The organism is Rhodoferax sp., from assembly GCF_028688795.1.
Taxonomy (GTDB): Bacteria; Pseudomonadota; Gammaproteobacteria; order Burkholderiales; family Burkholderiaceae_C; genus Rhodoferax.
This window is the reverse complement of the sequence record NZ_JAQTXM010000003.1, coordinates 116,436-140,201: the sequence shown is the minus strand read 5'-3', so window position 1 is coordinate 140,201 and position 23,766 is coordinate 116,436. Positions and strand designations below refer to the sequence as shown.

General features: G+C 58.4%; 15 protein-coding genes. 6 read left to right on the top strand and 9 right to left on the bottom strand.

Going from position 1 to position 23,766, the window contains the following annotated elements; genetic code table 11:
* Window positions 1–156: 156 nt before the first annotated feature.
* From metK to PHQ58_RS03560, 3 genes are all read left to right on the top strand, one after another.
* Window positions 157–1,338, top strand: a complete 1,182-nt coding sequence (metK, locus tag PHQ58_RS03570) for a methionine adenosyltransferase (protein WP_300107004.1) — start codon at window positions 157–159, stop codon at window positions 1,336–1,338.
* Between the two features lie 155 nt (window positions 1,339–1,493).
* Window positions 1,494–3,071 (top strand): glycosyltransferase family 39 protein, encoded by a 1,578-nt coding sequence (locus tag PHQ58_RS03565; RefSeq protein WP_300107001.1) that lies wholly within the window; start codon window positions 1,494–1,496, stop codon window positions 3,069–3,071.
* A gap of 18 nt (window positions 3,072–3,089) precedes the next feature.
* Complete coding sequence (locus PHQ58_RS03560; protein WP_300106999.1) at window positions 3,090–3,680, top strand: lysophospholipid acyltransferase family protein; 591 nt, start codon at window positions 3,090–3,092, stop codon at window positions 3,678–3,680.
* Window positions 3,681–3,697: 17 nt separating this feature from the next.
* On the opposite strand, the gene PHQ58_RS03555 is transcribed toward PHQ58_RS03560, so the two are convergent.
* The 6 genes from PHQ58_RS03555 to PHQ58_RS03530 all read right to left on the bottom strand — a co-directional run bounded on the left by PHQ58_RS03555 (window position 3,698) and on the right by PHQ58_RS03530 (window position 15,449).
* Window positions 3,698–4,228 (bottom strand): YfiR family protein, encoded by a 531-nt coding sequence (locus tag PHQ58_RS03555; RefSeq protein ID WP_300106997.1) that lies wholly within the window; start codon window positions 4,226–4,228, stop codon window positions 3,698–3,700.
* Complete coding sequence (locus PHQ58_RS03550) at window positions 4,228–6,255, bottom strand: TonB-dependent receptor (RefSeq protein WP_300106994.1); 2,028 nt, start codon at window positions 6,253–6,255, stop codon at window positions 4,228–4,230. The genes PHQ58_RS03555 and PHQ58_RS03550 overlap by 1 nt, the downstream gene beginning before the upstream one ends.
* Entirely contained in the window at window positions 6,252–8,324 is a 2,073-nt protein-coding gene (locus PHQ58_RS03545; protein WP_300106991.1) for an EAL domain-containing protein, read from the bottom strand. The genes PHQ58_RS03550 and PHQ58_RS03545 overlap by 4 nt, the downstream gene beginning before the upstream one ends.
* A 234-nt stretch (window positions 8,325–8,558) precedes the next feature.
* Window positions 8,559–11,609 carry an EAL domain-containing protein gene (locus tag PHQ58_RS03540; RefSeq protein ID WP_300106988.1) on the bottom strand — a complete coding sequence of 1,017 codons (3,051 nt, stop codon included), beginning with the start codon at window positions 11,607–11,609 and terminating at the stop codon, window positions 8,559–8,561.
* The gene (locus PHQ58_RS03535; RefSeq protein WP_300106985.1) at window positions 11,606–12,073 is read right to left on the bottom strand and encodes a hypothetical protein; all 468 of its coding nucleotides are present in this window, start codon (window positions 12,071–12,073) and stop codon (window positions 11,606–11,608) included. Before PHQ58_RS03535 ends, PHQ58_RS03540 begins: the two co-directional genes overlap by 4 nt.
* Window positions 12,074–12,209: 136 nt before the next feature.
* Window positions 12,210–15,449: an error-prone DNA polymerase gene (locus tag PHQ58_RS03530; protein WP_300106983.1), complete on the bottom strand. Its 3,240-nt coding sequence runs from the start codon at window positions 15,447–15,449 to the stop codon at window positions 12,210–12,212.
* Between the two features lie 196 nt (window positions 15,450–15,645).
* On the opposite strand from PHQ58_RS03530, the gene PHQ58_RS03525 reads away from it, so the two are divergent.
* Complete coding sequence (locus PHQ58_RS03525; RefSeq protein WP_300106980.1) at window positions 15,646–16,815, top strand: IS4 family transposase; 1,170 nt, start codon at window positions 15,646–15,648, stop codon at window positions 16,813–16,815.
* A 132-nt stretch (window positions 16,816–16,947) separates the two neighbouring features.
* On the opposite strand, the gene PHQ58_RS03520 is transcribed toward PHQ58_RS03525, so the two are convergent.
* From PHQ58_RS03520 to PHQ58_RS03510, 3 genes are read right to left on the bottom strand one after another with little or no spacing between them, the layout of a single operon-like run.
* Complete coding sequence (locus PHQ58_RS03520) at window positions 16,948–17,994, bottom strand: ABC transporter ATP-binding protein (protein ID WP_300106977.1); 1,047 nt, start codon at window positions 17,992–17,994, stop codon at window positions 16,948–16,950.
* 17 nt (window positions 17,995–18,011) lie between these two features.
* Window positions 18,012–20,222: an iron ABC transporter permease gene (locus PHQ58_RS03515; RefSeq protein ID WP_300106975.1), complete on the bottom strand. Its 2,211-nt coding sequence runs from the start codon at window positions 20,220–20,222 to the stop codon at window positions 18,012–18,014.
* A gap of 3 nt (window positions 20,223–20,225) precedes the next feature.
* Window positions 20,226–21,236 carry an ABC transporter substrate-binding protein gene (locus tag PHQ58_RS03510; protein WP_300106972.1) on the bottom strand — a complete coding sequence of 337 codons (1,011 nt, stop codon included), beginning with the start codon at window positions 21,234–21,236 and terminating at the stop codon, window positions 20,226–20,228.
* 211 nt (window positions 21,237–21,447) lie between these two features.
* On the opposite strand from PHQ58_RS03510, the gene zwf reads away from it, so the two are divergent.
* Window positions 21,448–22,902: a glucose-6-phosphate dehydrogenase gene (zwf, locus tag PHQ58_RS03505; RefSeq protein WP_300106970.1), complete on the top strand. Its 1,455-nt coding sequence runs from the start codon at window positions 21,448–21,450 to the stop codon at window positions 22,900–22,902.
* Window positions 22,896–23,744, top strand: coding sequence for an SIS domain-containing protein (locus PHQ58_RS03500; RefSeq protein WP_300106967.1), 849 nt, complete (start codon window positions 22,896–22,898; stop codon window positions 23,742–23,744). The genes zwf and PHQ58_RS03500 overlap by 7 nt, the downstream gene beginning before the upstream one ends.
* Window positions 23,745–23,766 lie beyond the last annotated feature (22 nt).

Genomic DNA, 23,766 nt, shown 5'->3' with positions numbered 1-23,766 from the left:
AGAACTACTTGCAGGGCGACACACACGATGGCAGCTGCAACAGGCCGCCATTGTGCCTTGTCAAATCTTTGACATATCTGCTAAAGCGTTCGCTGAAAGCCCCAAAAAAGCCCAGGCAACGCAACCCGGTTGTTAACTTTTCATGGAGCTCTTAATATGGCGAACGACTTTCTCTTTACCTCTGAATCCGTCTCTGAAGGCCACCCCGACAAGGTGGCTGACCAGATTTCCGACGCGATTCTGGACGCAGTTTTCAAACAAGACCCCAAATCCCGCGTGGCCGCAGAAACCCTGTGCAACACCGGTTTGGTGGTGCTGGCCGGTGAAATCACGACCAACGCCAACGTCGACTACATCCAGGTGGCACGCGACACCTTGAAGCGCATCGGCTACGACAACACCGAATACGGCATTGACTACAAAGGCTGCGCCGTGCTGGTGGCTTATGACAAGCAAAGCAACGACATTGCCCAGGGCGTGGACCATGCCTCTGATGACCACCTCAACACCGGCGCTGGTGACCAGGGGCTGATGTTTGGTTATGCCTGCGATGAGACCCCTGAGCTGATGCCCGCCCCCATCTACTACGCGCACCGCCTGATGGAGCGTCAGTCGCAATTGCGCAAAGATGGCCGCCTGCCTTTTTTACGCCCCGATGCCAAAAGCCAGGTGACGCTGCGTTATGTCGATGGCAAGCCGCACTCCATTGACACCGTGGTGCTCTCAAGCCAACACAGCCCAGAGATGAGCGACGGCGCCAAGATGAAACCAGCCTTCATTGAAGCGGTGATTGAAGACATCATCAAGCCGGTGCTGCCCAAGGCCTGGCTGACGGCGGACACCAAATACCTGATCAACCCGACCGGACGTTTCGTCATCGGCGGCCCGCAGGGTGACTGCGGCCTGACCGGGCGCAAGATCATTGTCGACACCTATGGCGGTGCTTGCCCGCACGGCGGCGGCGCCTTCAGCGGCAAAGACCCAACAAAGGTGGATCGCTCTGCTGCGTACGCCGCACGTTATGTGGCCAAAAACATCGTCGCCGCCGGCTTGGCACGTCAATGCCAGATTCAGGTGGCCTACGCCATTGGCGTGGCCAAACCGATGAACGTGACGGTCTACACCGAAGGCACCGGCGTGATCCCTGACGACCAGATCGCCCTGCTGGTGAACGCACACTTTGACCTGCGCCCACGCGGCATCATTCAGATGCTGGATCTGCTGCGCCCGATTTATGAAAAGACCGCAGCCTACGGCCACTTTGGCCGCGAAGAGCCAGAGTTTTCCTGGGAGCGCACCGACCGGGCTGCCACGCTGCGGGCTGCTGCCGGTTTGTAAATCACACTTGACCCGGCCAGTTCGGGCCTTCACACGGCACTTAGGAAATCAGTCCATGAGAAAGTACCAGCATCCTCATTGCGCGCGATGACAAAAAGCGGTGCTTTGGCAACTTTCACCGCCTTTGGCAAAAAATGAACGCTCAAACATCTTCTTTGACAGAACGACAAAAGTCCTGGTTGACACTGGCAGCCCTTTGGCTGCTACTGTTGCTCTTGGCCTCCCTCCGACCGCTGGCCGTGCCAGACGAAGGGCGTTACGGCGAAGTTGGCCGCTGGATGCTCATGAGCGGCGACTGGCTCACCCCGCGTTTGAACGGCATTCCGTTCTTTCACAAGCCACCGCTGCTGTATTGGCTTGATGCCATCAGTCTGGCCATTTTTGGTGTGAACGAGGTCGGACTGCGGCTGGTGCCAGCCCTGCATGCCGGGCTAATGCTGATCGCAATGTACCTGGCGACGCGCCACATCAGCACCGAACAAATCGCCCGCCGCGCCGTCATCATGCTGGGCACCGGGCTGGGCATTTTGGTGGGTGGCCAATATGTCAACCACGACATGCTGGTCGCCACCTGGATCAGTCTGGGCATTGGGTTTTTTGCTTTTTCGATCATGGCGGGTGACAAGCCCAACGCCTGGCTGGCCCGGCTGGGTTTTTTGGCCTGCGCTTTAGGCATGCTGAGCAAGGGGCTGATTGGCGTTGCGTTGCCGGGCCTGGTGCTCTTGGTGTGGCTGATCTGGACACGTCAGTTCAAAAAAATACGTTATTTGCCGTGGGTCAGCGGGCTGGCGCTGTTTGGCGCGGTGGCCCTGCCGTGGTTTGTGCTGGCGCAGCAAAAGTACCCGGACTTCTTCAACTACATGTTCATCGGACAGCAGTTCAACCGCTACACCGCGACCACCTACAACAACCCGCAGCCGTGGTGGTTTTACCTGCTTGCGCTCACGCTGCTGCTGTTTCCCTGGTTGTTTTTTGCACTCGGGCAAGTGCGCCGGGTGACTTCTATGACGCTGACCTCGGCCCTTGGCATCGATCAGGTGTGGTGGCGCTTGTGCTGGGCTTGGGTGCTGTCGATTCTGCTGTTTTTCTCGATCCCGAATTCCAAGCTGGTGGGCTACATCCTGCCGGTGCTGCCACCGTTGGCCTTGCTGGCCGCGCTGGGCTGGCAGCGTGTGATGTCGCATAGAACCCATGCGCAGCGGTGGTTTGCAGGCATCTGCCTGCTGAACCTGGCGATTGCATTGGTGTTGATGCTCAAGGTCGGTGATGTCACAAAATCCGGCCGCTCGAAAGATGTGGCCGAGGTGCTGGCCTGCGCAGCAACACCGGGTGACAGGTTTTATGTGTCAGGGGCCTACCCCTACGATTTGCCGTTTTATGTGCAAACCACCCAAGCGATGATCGCGCTGGAAGATTGGCCCACGCTGCGCCAGAAGTCGGGTGATGGCTGGCAGCGTGAACTGTTCGAAGGCGCTGACTTTGACGCCAAGGCTGGACAGGTGCTGCAATCCAAAGAAGTGCTGGCCAGCATCGCCCAGACCCCGGGCCACTGGTTTGTCACGCGCTCAGGCAACCCGATGGTGGACAACTTACCGGGCTGGTCACTGCACTACAAAGGCAACGGCTGGAATTTGTACCGCTCAGGCGGTAGTCTGGCGGCTGCAGCGGCTGCGATTGAACCCGCATCGCCTGCGCGAGCGACTTTCCCTGGCTGCAAAATAAGTGCCAGATAACCCCAGGCGCTCGCTCCCATGCACCGCACCATTTTTTCGACCCCCATCGTTAACACCCTGCTGCGCGCCTTCTCGGTGGCCTACCTCAAACTTGCCGGCTGGAAAGTGCTGGGGGCATTGCCTGCCGAGGCGCAAAAAAGCGTCTTCATTGCCGCACCCCACACCAGCAACTGGGACTTGCCGTACACGCTGATGGTGGCGTTTGCGCTGCGGCTGAACATCTACTGGATGGGCAAGGCCAGCATCTTCAGCTTTCCATTTGGTCCGCTGATGCGTTGGCTGGGCGGCATTGCGGTGGACCGATCCAAATCCGGCAACCTGGTGGCAGCCTCGGCCCAAGCAATTCAGGCAGCCGTTGGCCCTCTGCAACTGATCGTGCCACCCGAGGGCACGCGAAGCAAAACGCGCTACTGGAAAACCGGCTTTTATCACATCGCTGTGGCCGCACAGGTGCCGATCGTGATGGCTTATATGGACTACGAGCGCAAGGTCAGCGGCCTTGGGCCCATGTTTGTGCCAAGTGGCGACCTGGAAGCCGACATGACGCGCATCAAGGCGTTTTACGCGCCATTCAAAGGCAAGAACTCGGCGCAGTTTGAGGCTGATTAAGCGGAACCAGATCGCACCTACCGCACCGTGCGCGCCAGCTTGAGAAGTTGCGAACTGAACCTTAAATCAGCTTGCCTGGCCGCACCCAGATTGATGTCAAAACGATACCGGCCACCGACAGCCGCCAAACCCACCATGCCGCCGCTGTCTGCAAAGTCAGGCAGGTCGCTCACAGTCAGGACACCAGACCTTTGAGCGGCACCCAACCAGGCGGGCAACGCACCGGGTGCATCGGTTGGCAAATAGAGCGCGTCACAGGCACTGACATCTGCTGGACGATAGACCACACTGACCTGAATCGGCCGCCCCTGAACCGGTTGCCTGGCAAGCTCCCCCAACTGGGCCAGCATAGCTTCGTCGCCAAGGGCCAAGCACAGGCGCAAGGGCCGCCCGGGAGACAAAGCGACCTGGGGCCACTCGGTGTAGCGACAAAAATTAAGCAAAAATCCCAGCCGCACCGAGGCCACATCCTGCGCCCAGACACCTGTTGCGCAAAGCAACAAGCCACTAACGATCAACAGTTGCCGGGCCGAATTCACAAACAGCATCAGAAGTCAATGCGCAGCTGACCCAGCAGGCCTCTGGGCTGGCAAGTGGGAATGAGATCGGTGTTGGATGCTGCAATGACCAAGCCTTGATAAGCGTCGCAGCTGCCCTGGTTCAGATTTTGCCCGGTGAGTGAAAGCTCGACCGTTTTGCTGGGCCGCCAAGCCACGCGCAAGTCAAGCTCAGAAAAGGCCTGACGTTGCAACTGTGCGCGCGTGGGATTAGACGGACGCGCGCCGGTGTGGCGCAGCCAGGCATCTACATTGACGTGGGCGCTGGGTGCCCATGACACGCGCAGTGACGTGATGCTTGATGGCACTGTGCCAGCGGGATCAATGACAACCGTGCCAGCGTCTGTCACCTGATTCCAGGTCTGTGCCAACTGAATGCGCCAAACCGGGTTAACACGCCAGTCCGTGGTGAGCTCAACACCGTCAAGCGTCATGGCACCGCCATTGCGCACATCCACATTGACTACCGTCAACGGAAACCCAGGGATCACGGTGGTGCCCACTGGCACGCGCAACAAGTTGTCGTAGCGGTGGCGAAACAGCACCACATCACTGGACAGGCTGGCCAACCATTGCGAGCGCACACCGAGCTCGGTCGCCAGCAGTTTTTCACTTTGCTGAACCTCGTTGCCACGCAAGATGACCAGCGTGTCGGGCACAAACCCTGGCAAATTGCCCGTAATGAAAGCGGTATTGCGGTTAAAACCCACATCCGCGCGTGAGGGCGCACGTGCGGCCCTCGACACCGCGCCCCACAAGGTGTGACTGGGCTGCAGGTTCCAGGACATGCGCACAGTGGGTTGGGTGTCCCAGCCGGAAAGCGGCTGATGGTCAGCGCGCAGCCCAAGAGTCAGGCGCAGGGTTTCAGACAAGCTGATTTCGTCTTGTGCAAACACACCAAAATATTGCATGTTGCGCGCTGGCAGATTCAGGCTCATCACCTCGCTGGGTGTAATGGTGTCACTGGTGAATCGGTAGTTTGCGCCCCAGACCAATTCATGGTTTTGGCCGGCGCGAAAGCGATGCTGCATGTCCAAATCAAGTGTCTTTCGCTCATCGCTGATCGCGTAGGGCAAACGCATGTCAGAGCCGGCATAAGCCGCCTGAAACTGCAGGTTGCCAGCATCCGCCAGCGGCAACTCATAGCGCCCACGTAGCGTCACGCCCCGATGCTGCTCTTTGAGTGGGTCAATGCTGACACCGCTGGCGCGGTAGAAATATGCCTGGCCATCGCTGTCATTCTGGAAAATATCGGCCGAGAAGTCCCAGTGCGCACCACTGCCCAGGTAACCATCCAGGCGCAAGCCCGCAGCGTCGTGGCCATAGGCATCATGCGCACTGCCGCCCCCCAAACTGTCCAGGGCATCCTGCGCGTTGGCACGCTGTTTTGAAGCGTAGACGCGGTAAAACGTGCTGCCATCAGCGTTTTGTCCGCCCCAGCGCACACGCCCATAATTGCCCTCTGTGGTACCACTCCCCAGCACCACCATGCCGCCTTGCGACGATGCAGCCGAACGGGTGATGATGTTGATGACGCCATTCATGCCATTGGTACCCCAAATGGCAGCGGCCGGGCCGCGGATGATTTCAATGCGTTCGATATCTTCCAGCGGAAACTGAAAATCCTGCCAACTCACCCCTGAAAAGGCTGGGTTAAAGGCGTTGCGCCCATCCACCAGCACCAACAATTTCTCGGCAAACACGTCAGCAAAGCCGCGCACCGACACCGCCCAGCGGTTGCCGGAAAAGCGGGTGGCATCCACACCGGGTGCCAGACGCAACACCTCGGCCAGTGAGTTGACGCCCAGCAGCCGGATCTCCTCGGCGCTGATGACATGCACCGCAGCGGCCACGTTCGCCAGTCGCTGCGGCTTTTTCGACACCGATGTCACCTCCACCTGCATCAGGTCTTCCAGCGACACCTGGTCAAGCCCGCTCTGCGTCTGGGCGGCGACAGCGCCCAACGGGTAGCCATGCAACACAAGGGCCAATAACAAGGGAACGCAGTACTTTTTCACGTTGTGATTCCTTTTGAAATCTCGGTATGGTTTTTGGAAAAAATGTCTATGAAATCAGCCACCTGCTGAGCAGGCATGGGTTTCGCAAAGTAATACCCCTGAAAACAATGGCAACCCGCTTGGCGCAGCAGCACCACTTGCTCAAGGCTCTCCACGCCCTCGGTCATAACCTGCAGGTCAAGAATATTGCCCAAGCTGATCATGGCTGTGGTGATGGCCAGGTCACTGCGGTTGCTGGTGATTTCGTCAACAAAACTTTTGTCAATCTTGAGCTTGCTGACCGGCATGTTTTTCAATTGCGCCATTGAGGAATAGCCAGTCCCAAAATCATCCATGGACATGCGAATGCCACATTGCTGCAAGACGTCCAGCAGCTCTAGCGCTCTGCCACCGTTTCGCATCAAGACACTTTCGGTGATTTCCAGCTCAAGAAAATTCGCCGAACACGCGGTCTCAGCCAGTATCTCCATGACATGAGCGGCAAAGTCCGCGTGCGCGAGTTGGCGAACCGACACATTCACCGCCACTTTGAGTTGCGTGTAACCCGCCAGATGCCACTGCACAATTTGCTGGCAGGCACTGCGCAGCACCCATTCCCCGAGCTGCCGAATGAAGCCGCAGTCTTCAGCCACAGGAATGAACTGCACCGGGCTGATCTCGCCCAGCTCAGGGTGATGCCATCGTGCCAACGCCTCCACGCCAATGACCTGACCACTGGCCAAATCAATCTGGGGCTGGTAATGGACTTCAAATTGACCCGCCGCCAAACCCAGGCGCATTTGGCTTTCCAGCGTTAGACGAAGCGTGGACTGGCTCACCATGTCAACATTGAAACGCCGCCAGGTGTTCTTGCCATCTGCTTTTGCGGCATACATGGCCGCGTCGGCATAACGCAGCAGCGTCTCCGGGTTGTCTGCATCTTCGGGGCAAAGGGCCGCGCCAATGCTGCCACTGATCACCACGTCGTGGTTGTCTAGGCGCAGCGGCTGTGCCAACTGCTGAATCAGTTTTTCGATCAGGGGCTGCATCTGCGTGAGGTCAACCAGATTCTCCAGAATGATGGCGAACTCGTCACCCCCCAGGCGGCACACCAGATCACCGGCACGCAGGGCACTGGTCAGTCGCGCGCCCACCGTCTGTAAAAGCACGTCCCCCACGTGGTGCCCGTAGGAGTCGTTGATCAGCTTGAAGTTATCCAGGTCAACAAACAAAACAGCCATGGTCTGACCCGTAGCCAGTCCATGAGCTACCGAGATCTTCAACCGGTCATGAAAATAATAACGATTTGGCAAGCGTGTGACCGCGTCGAAGTGCGCCAGGTGGTCGAGCTGCTCCTGCATGCGCTTGCGCTCATCAAGCTCGCTGATCAGGCTGGTGTTTTGCGTCTCCAGCGCCCCCAACATGGCGTTAAAACCCTCGGCCAGTTCGCCAATTTCATCATTGCTGACCACCTGGGCGCGCTGCTGGTAGTCACGCCGTCGCTCTACATGTCGCATGACGCTGGTGAGCTGCTCCAGTGGGCGTGTCACGTGACGACTCATGCGGCTAAACAGCTTATAGGCCCCCAACAAAATCACGCAGGCAATGGCCAGACCCGCCAGCGCTGTGAGCTCCATCTCGCGGTTGAGCTTCTCCAAACTGGCCACCATCACCAAACGGGTCGCAGCCACGCCGCTGCCCGCAATGGCCTGGACCACGCCATGACTTTGGGTGGCCATGAAATTACCCTGTGCCAGGTTGATTTCCAAGTGAGCATTGCCCGCAGGGCTATCGTCTGCCAGGTAGCTGGCCAAGTATTTGCCACTGGGCAAGACCACCGCTGCCATGCGGACGTCCGGGTAATGCTGCAGGGCATTGAGCGTCTGCTGGGCGAAGGCACTGTCGGAAAAAGTCACCGCTGACTCCAGATTGCCTGCCAATGCAACCGCCTGGGTGCTAAGGTTTTCATGTGCGACGGTGCGCGAGTGGTGGTAGGCGTACAGCTGCGACACCAGGCCGGCAAAAAACAGAACCAAAACCGCAACAATCAAATAGATGCGGGTGAGCTTTGATGCAATGGTGCGTGCCATGAAAACACTGCGTCAATCACGTCCAAAAGACCGATGGATGCATGAATTCCCTTTTTGTTGATTTTTTACTTGTTGTTTTCTGCCCATTTTTGATGGCAGCTACCAAAGCAATTCTGTCTTCCAAAATATCGCACTGGCATGCGAATTCGCATTAAAGGGCGCAATTTTTAATGTCAACTTTTCCAAGAAACGTGATGAGGTCGCACGGGCATGTGATGCAGAAGCGCTTGGCGCTCAAGTGTGGCTGATGTGTGTGCGCACAAACTCTGGTATCTCGGCCGCTGGCAAGGCCTTGCTGAATAGGTAACCTTGCGCCTCGTCGCAGCCATGCAGTCGCAGCAAATCAAGCTGGGCCTGGGTTTCCACACCCTCGGCCAGGGTGACTAACCCCAGGCTGCGCGCCATGCTGATGACGGCGTTGACGATGGCCAAGTCATCAGCATCATGTGTGATGTCTTGCACAAACGACTGGTCAATCTTGAGCTTGTATGTCTTGAACCGCTTGAGGTAGCTCAGCGACGAATAACCGGTGCCAAAGTCATCAATCGCAACACGCACACCTTGTCGATGCAGTTTCTCCATCACATCAATAGCCGCCAGGGGGTCGTGCAGCGCTGTGCTTTCGGTCAGCTCCAACTCCAGACAGGCTGGTGGCAACAGAGTTTGCGCCAGAACCTGAGCCACCATCTCAGGCAAATCGGGGTGACGAAATTGCACCGCCGAAAGATTGACGGCCATCATCATTGGCCCCAAGCCCTGATCAAGCCATTGTTTGGCTTGCGTAGCGGCTTTGCGCAACACCCATTCGCCAATTTTCTGGATCTGGCCACTGGTTTCCGCAATCGGAATAAATTCAGCCGGTGACACCTGGCCCAGCTCCGGGTGCAGCCAGCGCAACAGCGCTTCCACACCAATCATTTGACCCGTTGCAAGCGACAACTGGGGCTGGTAATGCACCTGAAACTGGTCACGCTCCAAGGCGCGGCGCAGGGCATTCTCGATTTGCAGTGATCGGGCCGAATGCGCTTGCATCTCGGTGGTGAAAAACTGGTAACCGTTGCGCCCGCCTTGCTTGGCGCGGTACATCGCCACATCGGCGTGTTTGGACAAGGTCTCCATGTCATCGCCATCGCTTGGGTATTGGGCAATGCCGATCGATGGCGTGACTGTTAATTCATGGTGCGCGATTTGCACCGGCTCGCTGATGGCAAACAGCAACTTCTCGGCCACGTGGGCTGCGCCATTGCCATCGGTGTCAGGCAACAACAAGATGAACTCGTCGCCGCCCAGGCGCGCCACGGTGTCTTGCTCGCGAATGGCAAATTGCATGCGTCGCGCCAGCGCCACCAGCAGTTCGTCGCCCACCCGGTGGCCCAGCGTGTCGTTGATGTTCTTGAAATGGTCAAGGTCGAGAAACATCACAATCAAGGTTTCATGCCGGCGCTCGGCCTCGGTCAAGGCATGGCTAATGCGGTCATTGAGCAGGGAGCGGTTGGGCAAACCTGTGAGCGCATCGAAGTAGGCCAACTTCTGGACTCGCTCCTCAGCCTGTTTCAGTCGACTCTGGTCAAACAGGTAACCGCGCGTCGGCAACAATTCACCCGCTGGCCCGTACGCGAAACAGGTGAAGTCGTAAAACCAGTGGTAGCTGCCATCTTTCAGGCGCAAGCGGTAGGACTGCTCGATCTGTGCCAGCCGCGTTTTGACAGCTTCATCAAAATGTGCATTCACCTGCGAAAGATCGTCGGGGTGAATCAACCCATCAAAGGAAACTCCCGGCTGCTGCATTTCTTCGGCGCTGTAGCCCAGAATGCCACGAACGTTCTCAGAGGCATATAACACCTGACTGCCACCGTTGTGAAGCCACGAGAACACGCAGACTGGCCCACCAGTGAACAAAGCCCTTTCTTCACGCAGCGACCGTTCGGCTTGCTGACGCAAAGTTTCGCGCTCAAAGTTATCAAGCGCAAAGCTCAGGCTGTCAACAATTTTCAGCAGTAAGCCCTGTGCCGCATCGTCAAATGCATGGGCCTGCCCTGCACTGACGGCAAATATGCCGACGGCTTGGCCACCGCGGTACACCGGCAACACGGCGGTGGCGCCCCAACCAGAGCGCACCCCTTGCGTGTGCCACGGCGTGGTTCTGGGGTCGTTCAGGTAATCCTGGCACCAGACCGGTTGCTGGCCGCGAATGGCGGTCCCCACCAAACCCTGCCCCGCTGCAATGGACGGGTCAATGGAGGGAACCGTTTCATAAAAACCCTCCATGGATGGACCAAAGGATGCAATCGGTGGCACCGTTTGCGTGACCTCTTCAACCATGCCAATCCAGGCCACCCGCATGCCACCCTGTTGCACAGCGTGGCGACAAATTTCCGAGAACAGCTCGGTCTGGTTGGTGCAGCGCACCACGGCCAGACTGCATTCACCCAGAGCGGCGTAAAGCTGCGACAGCCGCAACAAAGCTTCCTCGGCTTGTTTGCGCACCGTGATGTCATGCGAGATCACGATCAAACGGGGCGCCTCACCGGTCAAAACGGGCTTGCGGGCGATGGACAGCTCGAACCATCGGATCTGATCGGCCAGGGGCAATTCAATCTGCTGACCGCGGGTCAATCCGGTGCGATGCGCCAATTGCAAGGCGTCAAGAATGATGGCTGCCGCCGCGCTGGGCAACACCTGAGACACCGTCTTGCCAAGCAAATCTGGAGCCGGTGCCGCTAACAAATCTACAAGCGGCGTGTGGCAGGCGAGGTAACGCCCCTCCAGATCCATCTCAAACAACAAATCGGGAATGGCATCCAGCGTGGCGGCAAGTTGCGCCTTCGAAGCCCTGATTTCGGCGGTGCGCTGCGCCACCAAAGTCTCAAGGTTGGTTCGATTCTCTCGCTGACGCAGCAACAGCCAGGCCAGGTAAGCCAGCAGCAGCGAGACCAACAAACCCGCCACCACTTTGGCACCTAGCCCCAACGGGTCGCCCCACCCCTTTTGCGGCGCCACGCTCAGGGTCCACAGGCCGTTGGGCACTTCAAAGCTCTGCCTCACCGGGTCGCTCAACGCTGCGGTCCCCGAGCTTTCGATGACCTGAACTTTCCCAGTGTCGGGATGAATGCGCCAGAGCTGGAAATTGAGCCCACGCGTGGACAACGCGGGCAACTGCGCTGTGGCCAGTGTCTGGGGAAAGCGCAGCACCACATTGGCAAAACCCCAGAATTTCGCCTGGCCTTGCGCATCGTCAAGAAAGATCGGCAGACGCGCGGCTGCCCCCAAACCACCTTGAATCAACTCAAATGGCCCGGCCAGGGTGAGCTTGCCACTGTCACGGGCAACCGTGCCTCGCGCCCCATCATCGGGTCTTTGAGCAAATCCAGGCCAATGGCTTTTTCATTGCCTTTGAGGGGAAAAGCGTTTTGGATCACCCCGTCCGGGGCCAACAGCAGCACCGACACGCCGGGGTAAAACGGTGCCATCTTGGCTGCCACTTCATCAAAATGGTCGACCTTGCCGCGCCCTTGCTGCACCAGCGCGGCCATGGCATAGGTGGCCGAGAGCGCCCGGTCAACTTGTTCCTTGACAGCGCGCGCATGGTCCTGCGCCAGCCCTTGTGCCGCCAGCCGCGCACTCGCCAGGCGGCTGCGCTCGGTTTGCCAGATCCAGACGGCGCTGGTCAGGGCGGCAAGCACAAACACCAACAACACCAATAGGCTTGACCGGTTGAAAATTTGGCGAGGACTTGAATCGGCCGACATGGTGGAGGTGATGCGTTGCGGTAAAAACCCGCAAGATAAGCGTAACTTAAAACTCGAATTATCCACGTCGCACGCATGGCACCAGATGGCGCGGAGCGTGTGCTGGCGCAACAGACATCAGGTGCCCAGATCGACCTCAATGAAACGCCCGACTTGGCGCGCTCAGGCCGCCCAGCAGCGGCGTCAGGTCTCGCAAAAATCCGGCAATCAGGTGGCAAACCTGGCCGCCACTGCCCTCGTCGCGCTGCCAGGTGCCATGCACGGCCAGCAACTTGGCGTGCAGCAATTCAGTACGCTGGCGGTCAGCAACTGCTTTCCAGACGATCACATTCACCGTGCCGGTTTCATCTTCCAGGGTGACAAAAGTCACGCCTTTGGCGGTACCCGGACGTTGGCGCAGGGTAACAATGCCGCAAGCACGCACCAAGCGCCCACTGGGCAGCGCCAGCAATTTCGCCGCTGTCATCAGCTTTAATTTTGATAGCTGCTCACGCAATAAAGACATGGGGTGAGCGCGTAAAGTTAGGCCAATAGCGGCGTAGTCGTTGATGACTTCTTCGCCCTCTTCGGCTGAGGGCATGGCCAGAAACGCCTCATTCACCGGGGCCTCTCGCAGCAGCAGGGGCGCGTGATGCAGGGCACTGGCGTCCCACACCTGCTGGCGGCGGTGGCCGCTTAAGGACTTCAAGGCATCAGCGCTGGCCAAGGCATTGAGGTCACCGGCATCAAGCCCGGCACGCAGGGCCAGGTTTTCGGTGCTGGTGAAGGGCTCTTGCGTTCTTGCTGCGACGATCTGCTGCGCGGCAGACCCGGACAGGCCGCTGACCATGCGCAAGCCCAGACGTACGGCTGCTGTTTTGTTGGCGCCGCTATCACACCCCTCCAGCGTGCAGTCCCAATGGCTGTGCAACACGTCCACCGGCAACACTTGCACACCGTGGGCTTTAGCGTCTTGCACCAGTTGCGACGGGGCATAGAAACCCAGCGGCTGGCTATTAAGCATGGCTGCCAGAAAACAGGCAGGCTCGTGGCGCTTGAGCCAACAACTGGCCCACACCAGCAGAGCAAAGCTGGCGGCATGGCTTTCAGGAAAACCATATTTGCCAAAACCCTCGATTTGCTTGAAAAGTTGTTCGGCAAATTCGGCCGTGTACCCATTCTTCAACATGCCACCCACCAGCCGGTCATAAAACTTGTGCACGCCGCCCTTGCGTTTCCAGGCGGCCATGGAGCGGCGCAATTGGTCGGCCTCGCCGGGGCTGAAGTCAGCGGCAGCCATGGCCACCTGCATCACCTGCTCCTGAAAAATCGGCACGCCCAAGGTGCGCTTCAAAGCCTCTTTGAGCGCCGGACTGGCGTAGTTCACCTGTTCCGGGTGCTCACGCGCCTTCAGATAGGGGTGCACCATGCCGCCCTGAATCGGACCGGGACGCACGATGGCGACTTCGACCACCAGGTCATAAAAACAGCGGGGCTTCAGGCGCGGCAGCATGCTCATTTGCGCCCGGCTCTCGATCTGGAACACGCCCACGGTGTCGGCGGCACAGATCATGTCAAAAGTTTCGGGGTCATCCGCCGGAATGTCCTGCATCTGAAACAACTGGCCGCGCTGCTGGCTGACCAGCGCCAGGCAGCGGCGAATGGCGCTGAGCATGCCAAGGGCCAGCACATCCACTTTCAGCAGGCCCATGGCATCCAGGTCGTCCTTGTCCCACTGGATGATGCTGCGCTCTGGCATGGCAGCGTTTTCTACCGGCACCAGCCGCGTCAACGGCCCGCGCGTAAGCACAAAGCCGCCAGAATGCTGGCTCAGGTGGCGCGGAAAACCTTGCAACTGCTGGCTCAAGTCCAACCACTGCTGCAGGGTTGCCTCAGATGGCAATACAGCCCTGGTATTTTGAAGGGCCGTCTTCTGTCTGCCAGACTCATGTGGCATCGCTGCCGCCTCATCTACCCGCGCCAGCGCCGCTTGCAGCCGCTCGGCCAGCACGGCCCGGCTGTACATGCCAGGGTGCTTGCGTGACATGGCGGTGATCAACACCTCCGGCACGCCCAGCGCACGGCCTACATCCCGCAAGGCACTGCGTGGGCGGTAGCTGATGGCCACGGCCGTAAGTGCAGCCCGGTCACGGCCGTATTTGGCGTAGATGTACTGAATGACTTCTTCGCGTCGCTGGTGCTCAAAGTCAACATCAATGTCGGGCGGCTCGTCGCGTTCTCTGGAGATAAAGCGCTCAAACAGCACGCTGGAACGCGTCGGGTCCACCTCGGTGATGCCCAGGCAGTAACACACTGCCGAGTTCGCCGCCGAGCCGCGCCCCTGGCACAAGATGCCATGGCCTCTGGCAAAAGCCACGATGTCGTGCACGGTCAAAAAATACATCTCATATTGCAGCTCGGCAATCAGCGTCAACTCATGTTCAAGTTGCTGCTGCACGCTTGTCGGCACGCCATGCGGGTAGCGTTTGGTGGCCCCCTCAAAGGTGTACTGACGCAGGGTTTGACTCGGGCTCAGGCCGGGCAGCACAGCCTCACGTGGGTATTGGTAACGCAATTCGTCCAGGCTGAAGTTGCATCTTGACGCCACATTCAGCGTGTTGGCCAGCAGTTCGGGCGGGTAGATGGCACTCAGGCGCGCACGGCTGCGCAGGTGCGCTTCGGCGTTGGCTTGCAGGGTCAAGCCGCACTGCGCCACCGGTTGCCCCAGACGCACGGCCGCTAGCACATCTTGCAAGGGTTTTCGTGAGCGCACGTGCATCAGCACGCCACCAGCCGCCACCAGGGGCACACCAGTTCGCTTTGAGATATGTTGCAGGTGCTGCAGTTGCAAGGCGTCAGCCGGCCCCAGCAGCAATTCAACACCCAACCAAACATTTATGCCAAATTGGCCTCTAGCCCTTACAGATATTGCGCAAGCAGCTATTACATCAATAGTATCTGGCAACACCAAAAGCACCTCGCAGCCGCGTAGTTTTTGCCAACTGTCATCACCCCAGCGCACCTGATACTGCCCTTTGGGGGCACTGCGCCGGGCCAAGGTGATGAACTCACACAAGTCACCCCAGCCATTGAGGTCATGCACCAAGGCAATGACGGTGAAACTCAAGCCCTGCGACAGCGACACCACAAATTCAGCCCCAGGCAACAGCTTCAGGCCATGTTTTTTGGCTTCGGTATGAGCCCGCACCATGCCTGACACCGAACACTCATCGGTGATGGCCAACGCGCTGTACCCCAGTGCATGGGCACGCGCCACCAGTTCTTCCGGGCCAGACGCACCCGCGCCAAAACTGAAGTTGCTGCGGCAATGCAACTCGGCGTAAGTGGGGCCACCCCCTGCGGCCACGATGGGTGATGAATCTGCAACACAAGGCACGGCATCGCCTCAACGTACTGTTTATAAAAACAGTATTGTGCAGCTATTTGTCACCAGTAGTGTCCCAACGTTGTCTGATCGGAACGTCGTAAGTTAATGATTTACTTGTCAAATTTGGTATTTGAGTCTGGTCTCGATTTGAACGTCGTGGCGCGTCAGACTGGCGGCTTTTTGCGGATTCCCGCCCCAAACCGTCATGCACCAAGGCACGCTCGTATTTGCGCAACTCATGCTCTACCTTCCACTGAGCACGTTTCGTCGCTGTGTGGCCGATCACAACGGCGAATACAAGGTCAAGGACTTCTCTTGTCTGGATCAATTCTTCGCCATGGCGTTTGCACAGTTGACCTACCGCGAGTCCTTGCGCGACATCGAAGTCAACCTTCGCGCTCAGGGACGTCGGCTGTATCACATGGGCTTTCGTTGTCAGACGATTTCGCGCAACACACTGGCCAATGCGAACGCGACACGCCCGTGGCAAATCTACGCCGACTTCGCACAACACCTGATTGGTTTGGCACGTCCGTTGTATGCCACGGAGCCATTCGGGCTGGAACTCGACGCGGCGGTTTACGCGTTCGACGCCAGCACCATCGACCTGTGCCTGTCGGTGTTTGCCTGGGCGCCATTTCGTTCGACCAAGGCGGCCATCAAGCTGCACACGCTGCTGGATTTGAGGGGCAATATCCCCAGTTTCATTCACATCACCGACGGCAAGACGCACGAGGTCAATGTGATGGACGATCTGGTGCTGGAGCCGGGCGCGTTTTACCTGATGGATCGGGGCTACCTGGACTTCGCAAGGTTGTTCGTGATTCACGAGGCGCAAGCCTTCTTTGTGACTCGTGCCAAGAGCAACACCAAGTTCAAGCGACGTTACTCGCATCCGGTGGACCGCTTGGGTACTGCAGTGCTGTGCGATCAGACTGGCGTGCTGACAACCTATCAGTCGAGCAAGGATTACCCCGCGACCATGCGCCGGGTGGTGGTCAAGGACGACAGTGGAAAACGGCTGGTGTTTTTGACCAACAATTTCAGCTTGAAGCCCGAGCTGATTGCCGATCTTTACCGCCAACGCTGGCAGGTGGAGTTGTTCTTCAAGTGGATCAAGCAGCACTTGCGCATCAAGGTGTTCTTTGGCACCAGCGAGAACGCCGTCAAGACGCAGATATGGATTGCCATATCGACATATTTGCTCATTGCCATCGCAAAGAAACGCCTGCATCTTGATGATCACAGTCTGTACGAAATTCTACAAATCCTGAGTCTGTCCATGTTTGAAAATATCCCAATAAATCAACTGCTTACGCCCCCATCGAAAAATTCCGATTCGGATTTCGAGTCAAATCAGCTCCCTCTCCTCTGAAGAACGTTGGGACACTACTGATTTGTCACAATTGGCTAATAGCTTGACACTTTCCCGAAGAATTCAAGCAATATTGGCCTGTAGCCTTTATTCTTATTGCGCTAGTAGCTATTAAATATGAAGCATCTGACGTTACACAGCCGCCACCACAGACACCCCGTGGTCCGCCAGCGTCAGCCCGACCTGGCTACCCAAACCAAGCACATCAGTGAGGTCTGGCGACACCACAAAGATCGGGCCCAGAGCGGTCTCAAAGGTGTATTCAAAAAAACTGCCCAGGTACGCCAGCTTGAGCAGTTTGGCAGCCAGGCCACTGCCATCGCGGTGGATATGCCAGGCCTCTGGCCGCACCGCCACCTTGACCTGACCTGCTGCCACCGCCGTGCGCGAGGTGACCGACAGCGGCCCCAAATGCACCACGCCCGCGCCATCTGCCACACCGGGGAACAGCATGGCCTCGCCCATGAAACCGGCCACGAACTCGCTGCCCGGGCGCTCGTACATGTCTTGCGGCGTGCCACGCTGGGCAATCAGGCCGTCGTCCATCACGATGATCTGGTCGCTCACGGCGAGCGCCTCGCTTTGGTCATGCGTCACATATGCCACGGTCAGGTGCAAGCGCTGCTGCAGGCTGCGGATTTCTTCGCGCATGTCACGGCGCAGGCGTGCGTCGAGGTTGCTCAAAGGCTCGTCAAACAAGAGCACACCGGGCTCCAGCACCAAGGCTCGGGCCAGTGCCACGCGTTGTTGCTGGCCGCCTGAGAGTTCGCTGGGCAGGCGGTCGTCATACCCCACCAAGCCAACATTGCCTAAGGTTTCCACCGCGCGCCGGGTGGCCTCGCCCTTCTCGATGCCCGACATCTTCAGGCCGTACATCACGTTTTCCAGCACGTTCATGTGCGGGAAAAGTGCGTAGCTCTGAAACATCATGCTGACGTTTCGGTCTGCGGGCCCAAGTGTTGTGACATCTTTGCCGTCCATGATGATCTGACCACTGGTGGGGGTTTCCAGCCCGGCAATCATGCGCAGAACGGTGGTTTTGCCACAGCCGGATGGGCCCAGAATGGTGGTGAGTGAGCCCTTTTCAATCTCAAAATTCACGCCTTTGATCACCAGCGGGGCACAGGTGTCAGTGCCGTAGCGCTTGGTGATGTTCTTGAATTCAACGCCGTGGTTCATGGGGTTCTCTTCTATTTTCAATGCGCCGCAATGGGCTGGATGAGCACACCGGTTTTGCGCCGCCCGAGTTTGCGTTCGCCCACCAGAAACTGGATCAACGCAATGGAGGCCGACATCAAAATGATCAGCACCGTGCAATAGGCCAGCGCCACGCCGTAGTCGCCATTACCGACGCGACCAATGATGTAGGTGGTGGCCAACTCGTTCTCGGCGGTGACCAGAAAAATCACCGCGCTCACCGTGGTCATGGCGCGCACAAAGCTGTAGACCAGCGCTGCCACCAGCGCGGGTTTGAGCAGCGGCAACACCACATGGCGCAGCGTCTGGAAGGTAGAGGCACGCAGCATCAGCGAGGCTTCGTCCAGCGACTTGTCCAATTGCTTGAACGCCGCCGTACCCGCCCGCACACCCACCGGCAGGTTGCGAAACATGAAGCACAGCACAATGATCAGCCCGGTGCCGGTCAGCTCCACCGGTGGCACATTGAAGGCGAGGATGTAGCTCACCCCCAGCACGGTGCCGGGTATGGCGAAGGCCAGCAAGGCAATGAACTCAAACCAGCCCTGGCCACGAAACTCGGTGCGCGCCAGCAGGTAGGCAATCAGCAAGCCAATGGCGGCAGTGATGGGCGCGGAAATTCCGGCCAGCTTGATGGTGGTGAAAAACGAGTTCCATGCGGTACCGGCCCAAACCAGACCAAAGTCGCCCCATTCCAGACCAAAAGCGGTTTTGAAGTGCGCCAGTGTCAGGGTGTAGTCGCGCCCCCAGGTTTGCACAAAACCACCGGCAAAGGCAAACAGGTAGACCACCACGGTGAACATCAACCACGGATACACCACGGCATTGAGCACGCGCCGCACACCATCGGGCAGCGCCATCGAAATGCCCGCGTCGCCCTTGCCGCTGACGGTGGTGTAGTTTTGTTTGCCCAACAACCCACGCTGTAGCGCGAACACCAGCAGAGCGAATATGGTCAAGATCCAGGCCAGTGAGGCCGCGCGACCCTGGTCATACTGCGCCCCCACAATGGCAAAAAAGATGTCGGTGGACAGCACCGAATACTGCCCTCCCACCACCACCGGGTTGCCAAAATCGGCAATGCTTTCAATGAAGCCCACCAGGAAGGCATTGGCCAAACCGGGTTTCAGCAGCGGCAAGGTCACAGTCATAAAAGTTTGCAGGCGATTCGCCCGCAGCGTTTGCGCGGCTTCTTCCATGCTGGGGGCCACGCCCTGCACCACGCCGCGCATGATCATGAAGGCAATCGGTGTGAAGGCAAACAGCTGGGCGATCCAGATACCAAACAGGCCGTAAAACCAGCGGGTCGGCTGGATGTCGAACGCGTATTCCAGAAACTGGTTCACCACACCGGCACGGCCAAACAGCAAAATCAACCCAAGTCCAACAACAAACGGCGGCGTGATGATGGGCAGCAGCGCCACGACACGCAAGGGTGTTTGCACCCGTGGCCCGGCGCTGCGCTCGGCCAACAGCGCCATCATCGTGCCCATGATCACAGTGCCGGTGGCGGTCAAAAGTGCCAAAAACAAGGTGTTCCAGGCGACACCGCAGCGTACCCCACCCACCAGGCAATTCAGCCCCCAGACGCGCTCATGGCCAATGCGCTCAAAAATGGCAGAGAAGGCCCACTGCCCTTCTTCGTTCAAAAAAGCCCCATACAAGGCTTTGGTGACGGGGAAGGCAATGAACAACAAGAGCAGCACCGAGCAGCCCAGCACCGCGCTGGCTATGAACAAGTCGCCCTTGAAATAACCCCGACGTGCCACACCAAAGGCGGTGAGCATCACCAAAGCCAGCAAGGCGATGAAGGCCCCGATGCCAATACCAAATTGGTTGACTGCCAGCTCGCCATACTGTTCGTTCAAGAAGGCAAATGACCAACCCTTTGAACCAATCATGAAGCCACTCAACAGCAGTCCAAGAAACCCCACCAGTCCACCTGCCAACAACCAGTTGCTCTGCGGCCTGCCCGGCGGCACAAACATGGCCACGCCGGCCACAGCCAAGCCGACCAGGCCCAGCGCAAGCCAGATGCGTCCATAAAGCAGCGCCTGCAACAGGCCATTGGCGGTCTCGGTGCCACCCAATATTTGGGGCAGCACGCTGTACCAAGCCGTGTCCTGAATGGCGTACCAGGGCAGCACCAGGTAGGCCAGCAGGCCGGTGATGAGCCACAGGCGGATGGGAAGATTGGGGTTCTTGTTCACCGATTAACGCGGCAACGAATTCACTTCTTTTTCCCACTTCGCAATCAGGCGTTTGCGCTCGGCAGACGCGCCGTACTTGGCGTAGTCATAGTTGATAAACTTGATCTTCTTGAAGTCAGGCACGCTCTTGTCAACCTTTGCGCCCTTGTTCGACGGCACCTGAAACTGCTTGGCCGCAGCCGCCATTTCCTGCGCCGCCGGGGTCAGCGCCCATTCGTAAAACTTCTTGGCGGCCTCCAGATTGCGTGCCCCCTTGATGATGCTCATGGAGCCAATCTCGGCACCCGTGCCATCGGTGGGCGTGATGGCATCCACCGGGAAACCGTTCATTTTTTCGCCGGGTGCGTCATGCACAAAACTGATCGACACGGTGGTTTCACCACGCGCTGCCGCCTTGATGGGGCCGGTACCACTGCGGGTGTACTGGCTGATGTTCTTGTGCAGCTTTTTCATGTACTCAAAGGCCTGGTCTTCGCCCATCATCTGCACCAGGGTGGCGACCATGGTGTACGCGGTACCGCTAGAAGCTGGGTTGGCGACCTGAATTTCGCCCTTGAGGGCTGGGTTAAGCAGGTCGTTCCAGGTCTTGGGAATGGGCAGTTTTTTCTTCGCCAGCAGTTCGGTGTTGTAGCCAAAACCCAGCGGGCCGGAATAGATACCAACGGTTTTGTAACCCGACTGTTGAGCCTGTTGCTGCGCCCAGGCCTGCAATTGTGGCAAGGCCGTTGACTTGTACTCCAACGACAGGCCAGATTCAGCCGCTTGCAGATGTGGGTCGCCCGTGCCACCAAACCAGATATCGGTTTTGGGGTTGTCTTTTTCAGCGATCAACTGGGCCAGCGCCTCGCCCGAACCCTTCATGGAGATATTGATTTTGGTGCCGGTGGTTTTTGCATACACCGTGCCAATCATGTTGCACCACTCAGCCTGTACTGAGCAAATCACATTCACGGTTTGCGCTTGCACAAACCCACTGGCGGCAGCCAGAACCGACACAACGAACAACTTCTTCATGACTTCTCCTGTAGTACCCGGCCAATAAACGCCCGGGCGATTGCTAGAACACGCCAGAGCTTACCCCGCGGCAGGCCCGGCAGGTAGCGGGAAAACGCCATGCTTGCGCTGGATCAAACCACTTGCCTTGGTTACCAAATTTTTCAAAACACATGAAACTAAGTTACATTACCGATTCAAATTTTTCAGACCACTTTATTCATTCAGACACATGAGTTTTGACCTTGTTCTCTTTGGCGGCACCGGCGACTTGTCCTGGCGCAAACTGATGCCAGCCCTGTTTCAGGCTTTCAAACATGGCACGCTGCCCGAAGGGGCTCGCATCATCGGTGTGGGTCGTGATGACCTCAGTGACGAACGCTACCGCGCCCTGATCCTTAGCCGTTTCGAGGAGGTGGATCTCGCCAAACGCCCCAGCGCGGATGAGTTTGAGCGTTTTTCCAGCCTGCTGGAATTTGTCAGCATGGACTTGTCCAAGCCTGAGCATTACGCTTACCTGAAAGACAAGCTGGCGCAACGCCCTGCCGACACCGTGGTGATGTATCTGGCCACTGCCCCGACGCTGTTCACCACCATCGTCGAACAGCTCGCCGCCGCTGGCCTGAACACGCCGCAGACCCGCGTGGTGCTTGAAAAGCCGCTAGGCCATGACCTGGCCAGCAACCGAGCCATCAACCACAGCGTGGCCCAGGTGTTCAGCGAAAAACAGGTCTTTCGCATTGACCATTACCTGGGCAAACCGGCCGTGCAAAACCTGTTTGCGCTGCGCTTTGGCAATGCCCTGTTTGAGCCATTGTGGCGGCGTGAGCACATTGCCAACATCCAGATCACCATTGCCGAAGAGCTGGGTGTAGAAAAGCGTGGTGGGTTTTACGAGACCACCGGCGCCCTGCGCGACATGGTGCAAAACCACGCCCTGCAACTGCTGTGCGCGATTGGCATGGAGCCGCCCATCAACTCACACGCCGATGCGATTCGTGACGAAAAGCTCAAGGTGCTGCGCTCACTCAAGCCCTGGACAGCCGAGACCCTGGCGCAAGACGTGATTCGTGGTCAATACGCTGCCGGTGCCATTGGCGGCGCGGCGGTGCCGGGCTACCGTGAAGAGCTCGGGGTGAACCCGGCCAGCAACACCGAAACCTTTGTCGCGCTGCGCACCGAAATCTCTAACTGGCGCTGGGCCGGCGTGCCGTTTTACATCCGCACCGGCAAGCGTCTGGCCGGACGTGACGCGCGCATTGTGGTGAACTTCAGACCCACACCGCACGCCATCTTTAACTCCCAGATGGGCGATGCCAACCGGCTGGTGATCAACCTGCAACCCAAAGACGGGCTGGAGCTGCACCTGCTGGCACAAGCCCAGGACAAACGTCAGAACTCCAACATTTTGGCGCCGGTGCAACTCGATCTGGACTTTGACAAACGCTTTGGCGGCGAGCGCGTCGGCGCCTATGAGCGACTGCTGCTGGACGTGATTGACGGACGTCTGAACCTGTTTGTGCGCAGCGACGAGCAGGAAGAAGCCTGGCGCTGGGTCGAGCCCATGCTGACCTACTGGAAAGCAGACGCACAAGGCCCACGGCCCTACGCGGCCGGAACCTGGGGCCCAAGCGCCACCAGCGCCATGATCGCCCGCGATGGTTTTTGCTGGGCTGAAGAATGCTAGACCGCATCAAAGCCTCCCTGCCGTCCCTCGCCCCCGCCGAGCAACGCGTGGCCAAGCTGGTGCTGGCTGATCCGCGCAGCTTTGCCCTTCAACCCGTCAGCGAGCTGGCCGACCGGGCCCATGTGAGCAAGCCCACCGTGGTGCGTTTTTGCCGCAGCGTCGGCTACGACGGCTTGAGTGATTTCAAACTCAAACTGGCCGGCAGCGTGAGTGAAGGTGTGCCGTTCATCCACCGCAGCGTGGACGTGGACGACAAAACCAGCGACATCATGGTCAAGGTCATCGACAACACGGTGGCGGCCTTTTTGAAGTACCGCAATGACGCTTCAGCCAGCGCCATAGAGAAAGCTGTGGATGCGCTGGTGGCTGCTTACAAAGCGGGTCGACGCATCGAATTTTTTGGCGTTGGCAACTCCGGCGTGGTGGCACAAGATGCGCAACACAAGTTCTTTCGATTAGGCATCAACGGCGTGGCCTACAGCGACGGCCACATGCAGGTGATGAGCGCCTCCCTGTTGCAACCGGGCGACTGTGTGGTGGTGATCAGTAACTCAGGTCGCACCCGTGACTTGATGGATTCAACCGACATTGCGCGCAAAAACGGCGCCACCACCATCGTCATCACGGCCAGCGGCTCACCCTTGGCCTCCGCCGGCAACATCCATGTGGCAGCCGACCACCCTGAAGGTTATGACCGCTACAGCCCCATGGTGTCGCGCCTGTTGCACCTGATGATCATCGACATTCTGGCCACTTGCGTGGCCCTGCGCATTGGCGGCGACAAACTGCAACCCCTGTTGCGCGAGATGAAAAACAACCTGCGCAGCAAGCGTTACGCCTGATTTCAGACGCGCCAAGCCCCGT

Coding starts and splice junctions, on each gene's coding strand:
- metK (WP_300107004.1), top strand. CDS start 157: ATGGCGAACGACTTTCTCTTTACCTCTGAATCCGTCTCTGAAGGCCAC.
- PHQ58_RS03560 (WP_300106999.1), top strand. CDS start 3,090: ATGCACCGCACCATTTTTTCGACCCCCATCGTTAACACCCTGCTGCGC.
- PHQ58_RS03555 (WP_300106997.1), bottom strand. CDS start 4,228: ATGCTGTTTGTGAATTCGGCCCGGCAACTGTTGATCGTTAGTGGCTTG.
- PHQ58_RS03545 (WP_300106991.1), bottom strand. CDS start 8,324: ATGGCACGCACCATTGCATCAAAGCTCACCCGCATCTATTTGATTGTT.
- PHQ58_RS03535 (WP_300106985.1), bottom strand. CDS start 12,073: ATGTCGGCCGATTCAAGTCCTCGCCAAATTTTCAACCGGTCAAGCCTA.
- PHQ58_RS03525 (WP_300106980.1), top strand. CDS start 15,646: ATGCACCAAGGCACGCTCGTATTTGCGCAACTCATGCTCTACCTTCCA.
- PHQ58_RS03520 (WP_300106977.1), bottom strand. CDS start 17,994: ATGAACCACGGCGTTGAATTCAAGAACATCACCAAGCGCTACGGCACT.
- PHQ58_RS03510 (WP_300106972.1), bottom strand. CDS start 21,236: ATGAAGAAGTTGTTCGTTGTGTCGGTTCTGGCTGCCGCCAGTGGGTTT.
- zwf (WP_300106970.1), top strand. CDS start 21,448: ATGAGTTTTGACCTTGTTCTCTTTGGCGGCACCGGCGACTTGTCCTGG.
- PHQ58_RS03500 (WP_300106967.1), top strand. CDS start 22,896: ATGCTAGACCGCATCAAAGCCTCCCTGCCGTCCCTCGCCCCCGCCGAG.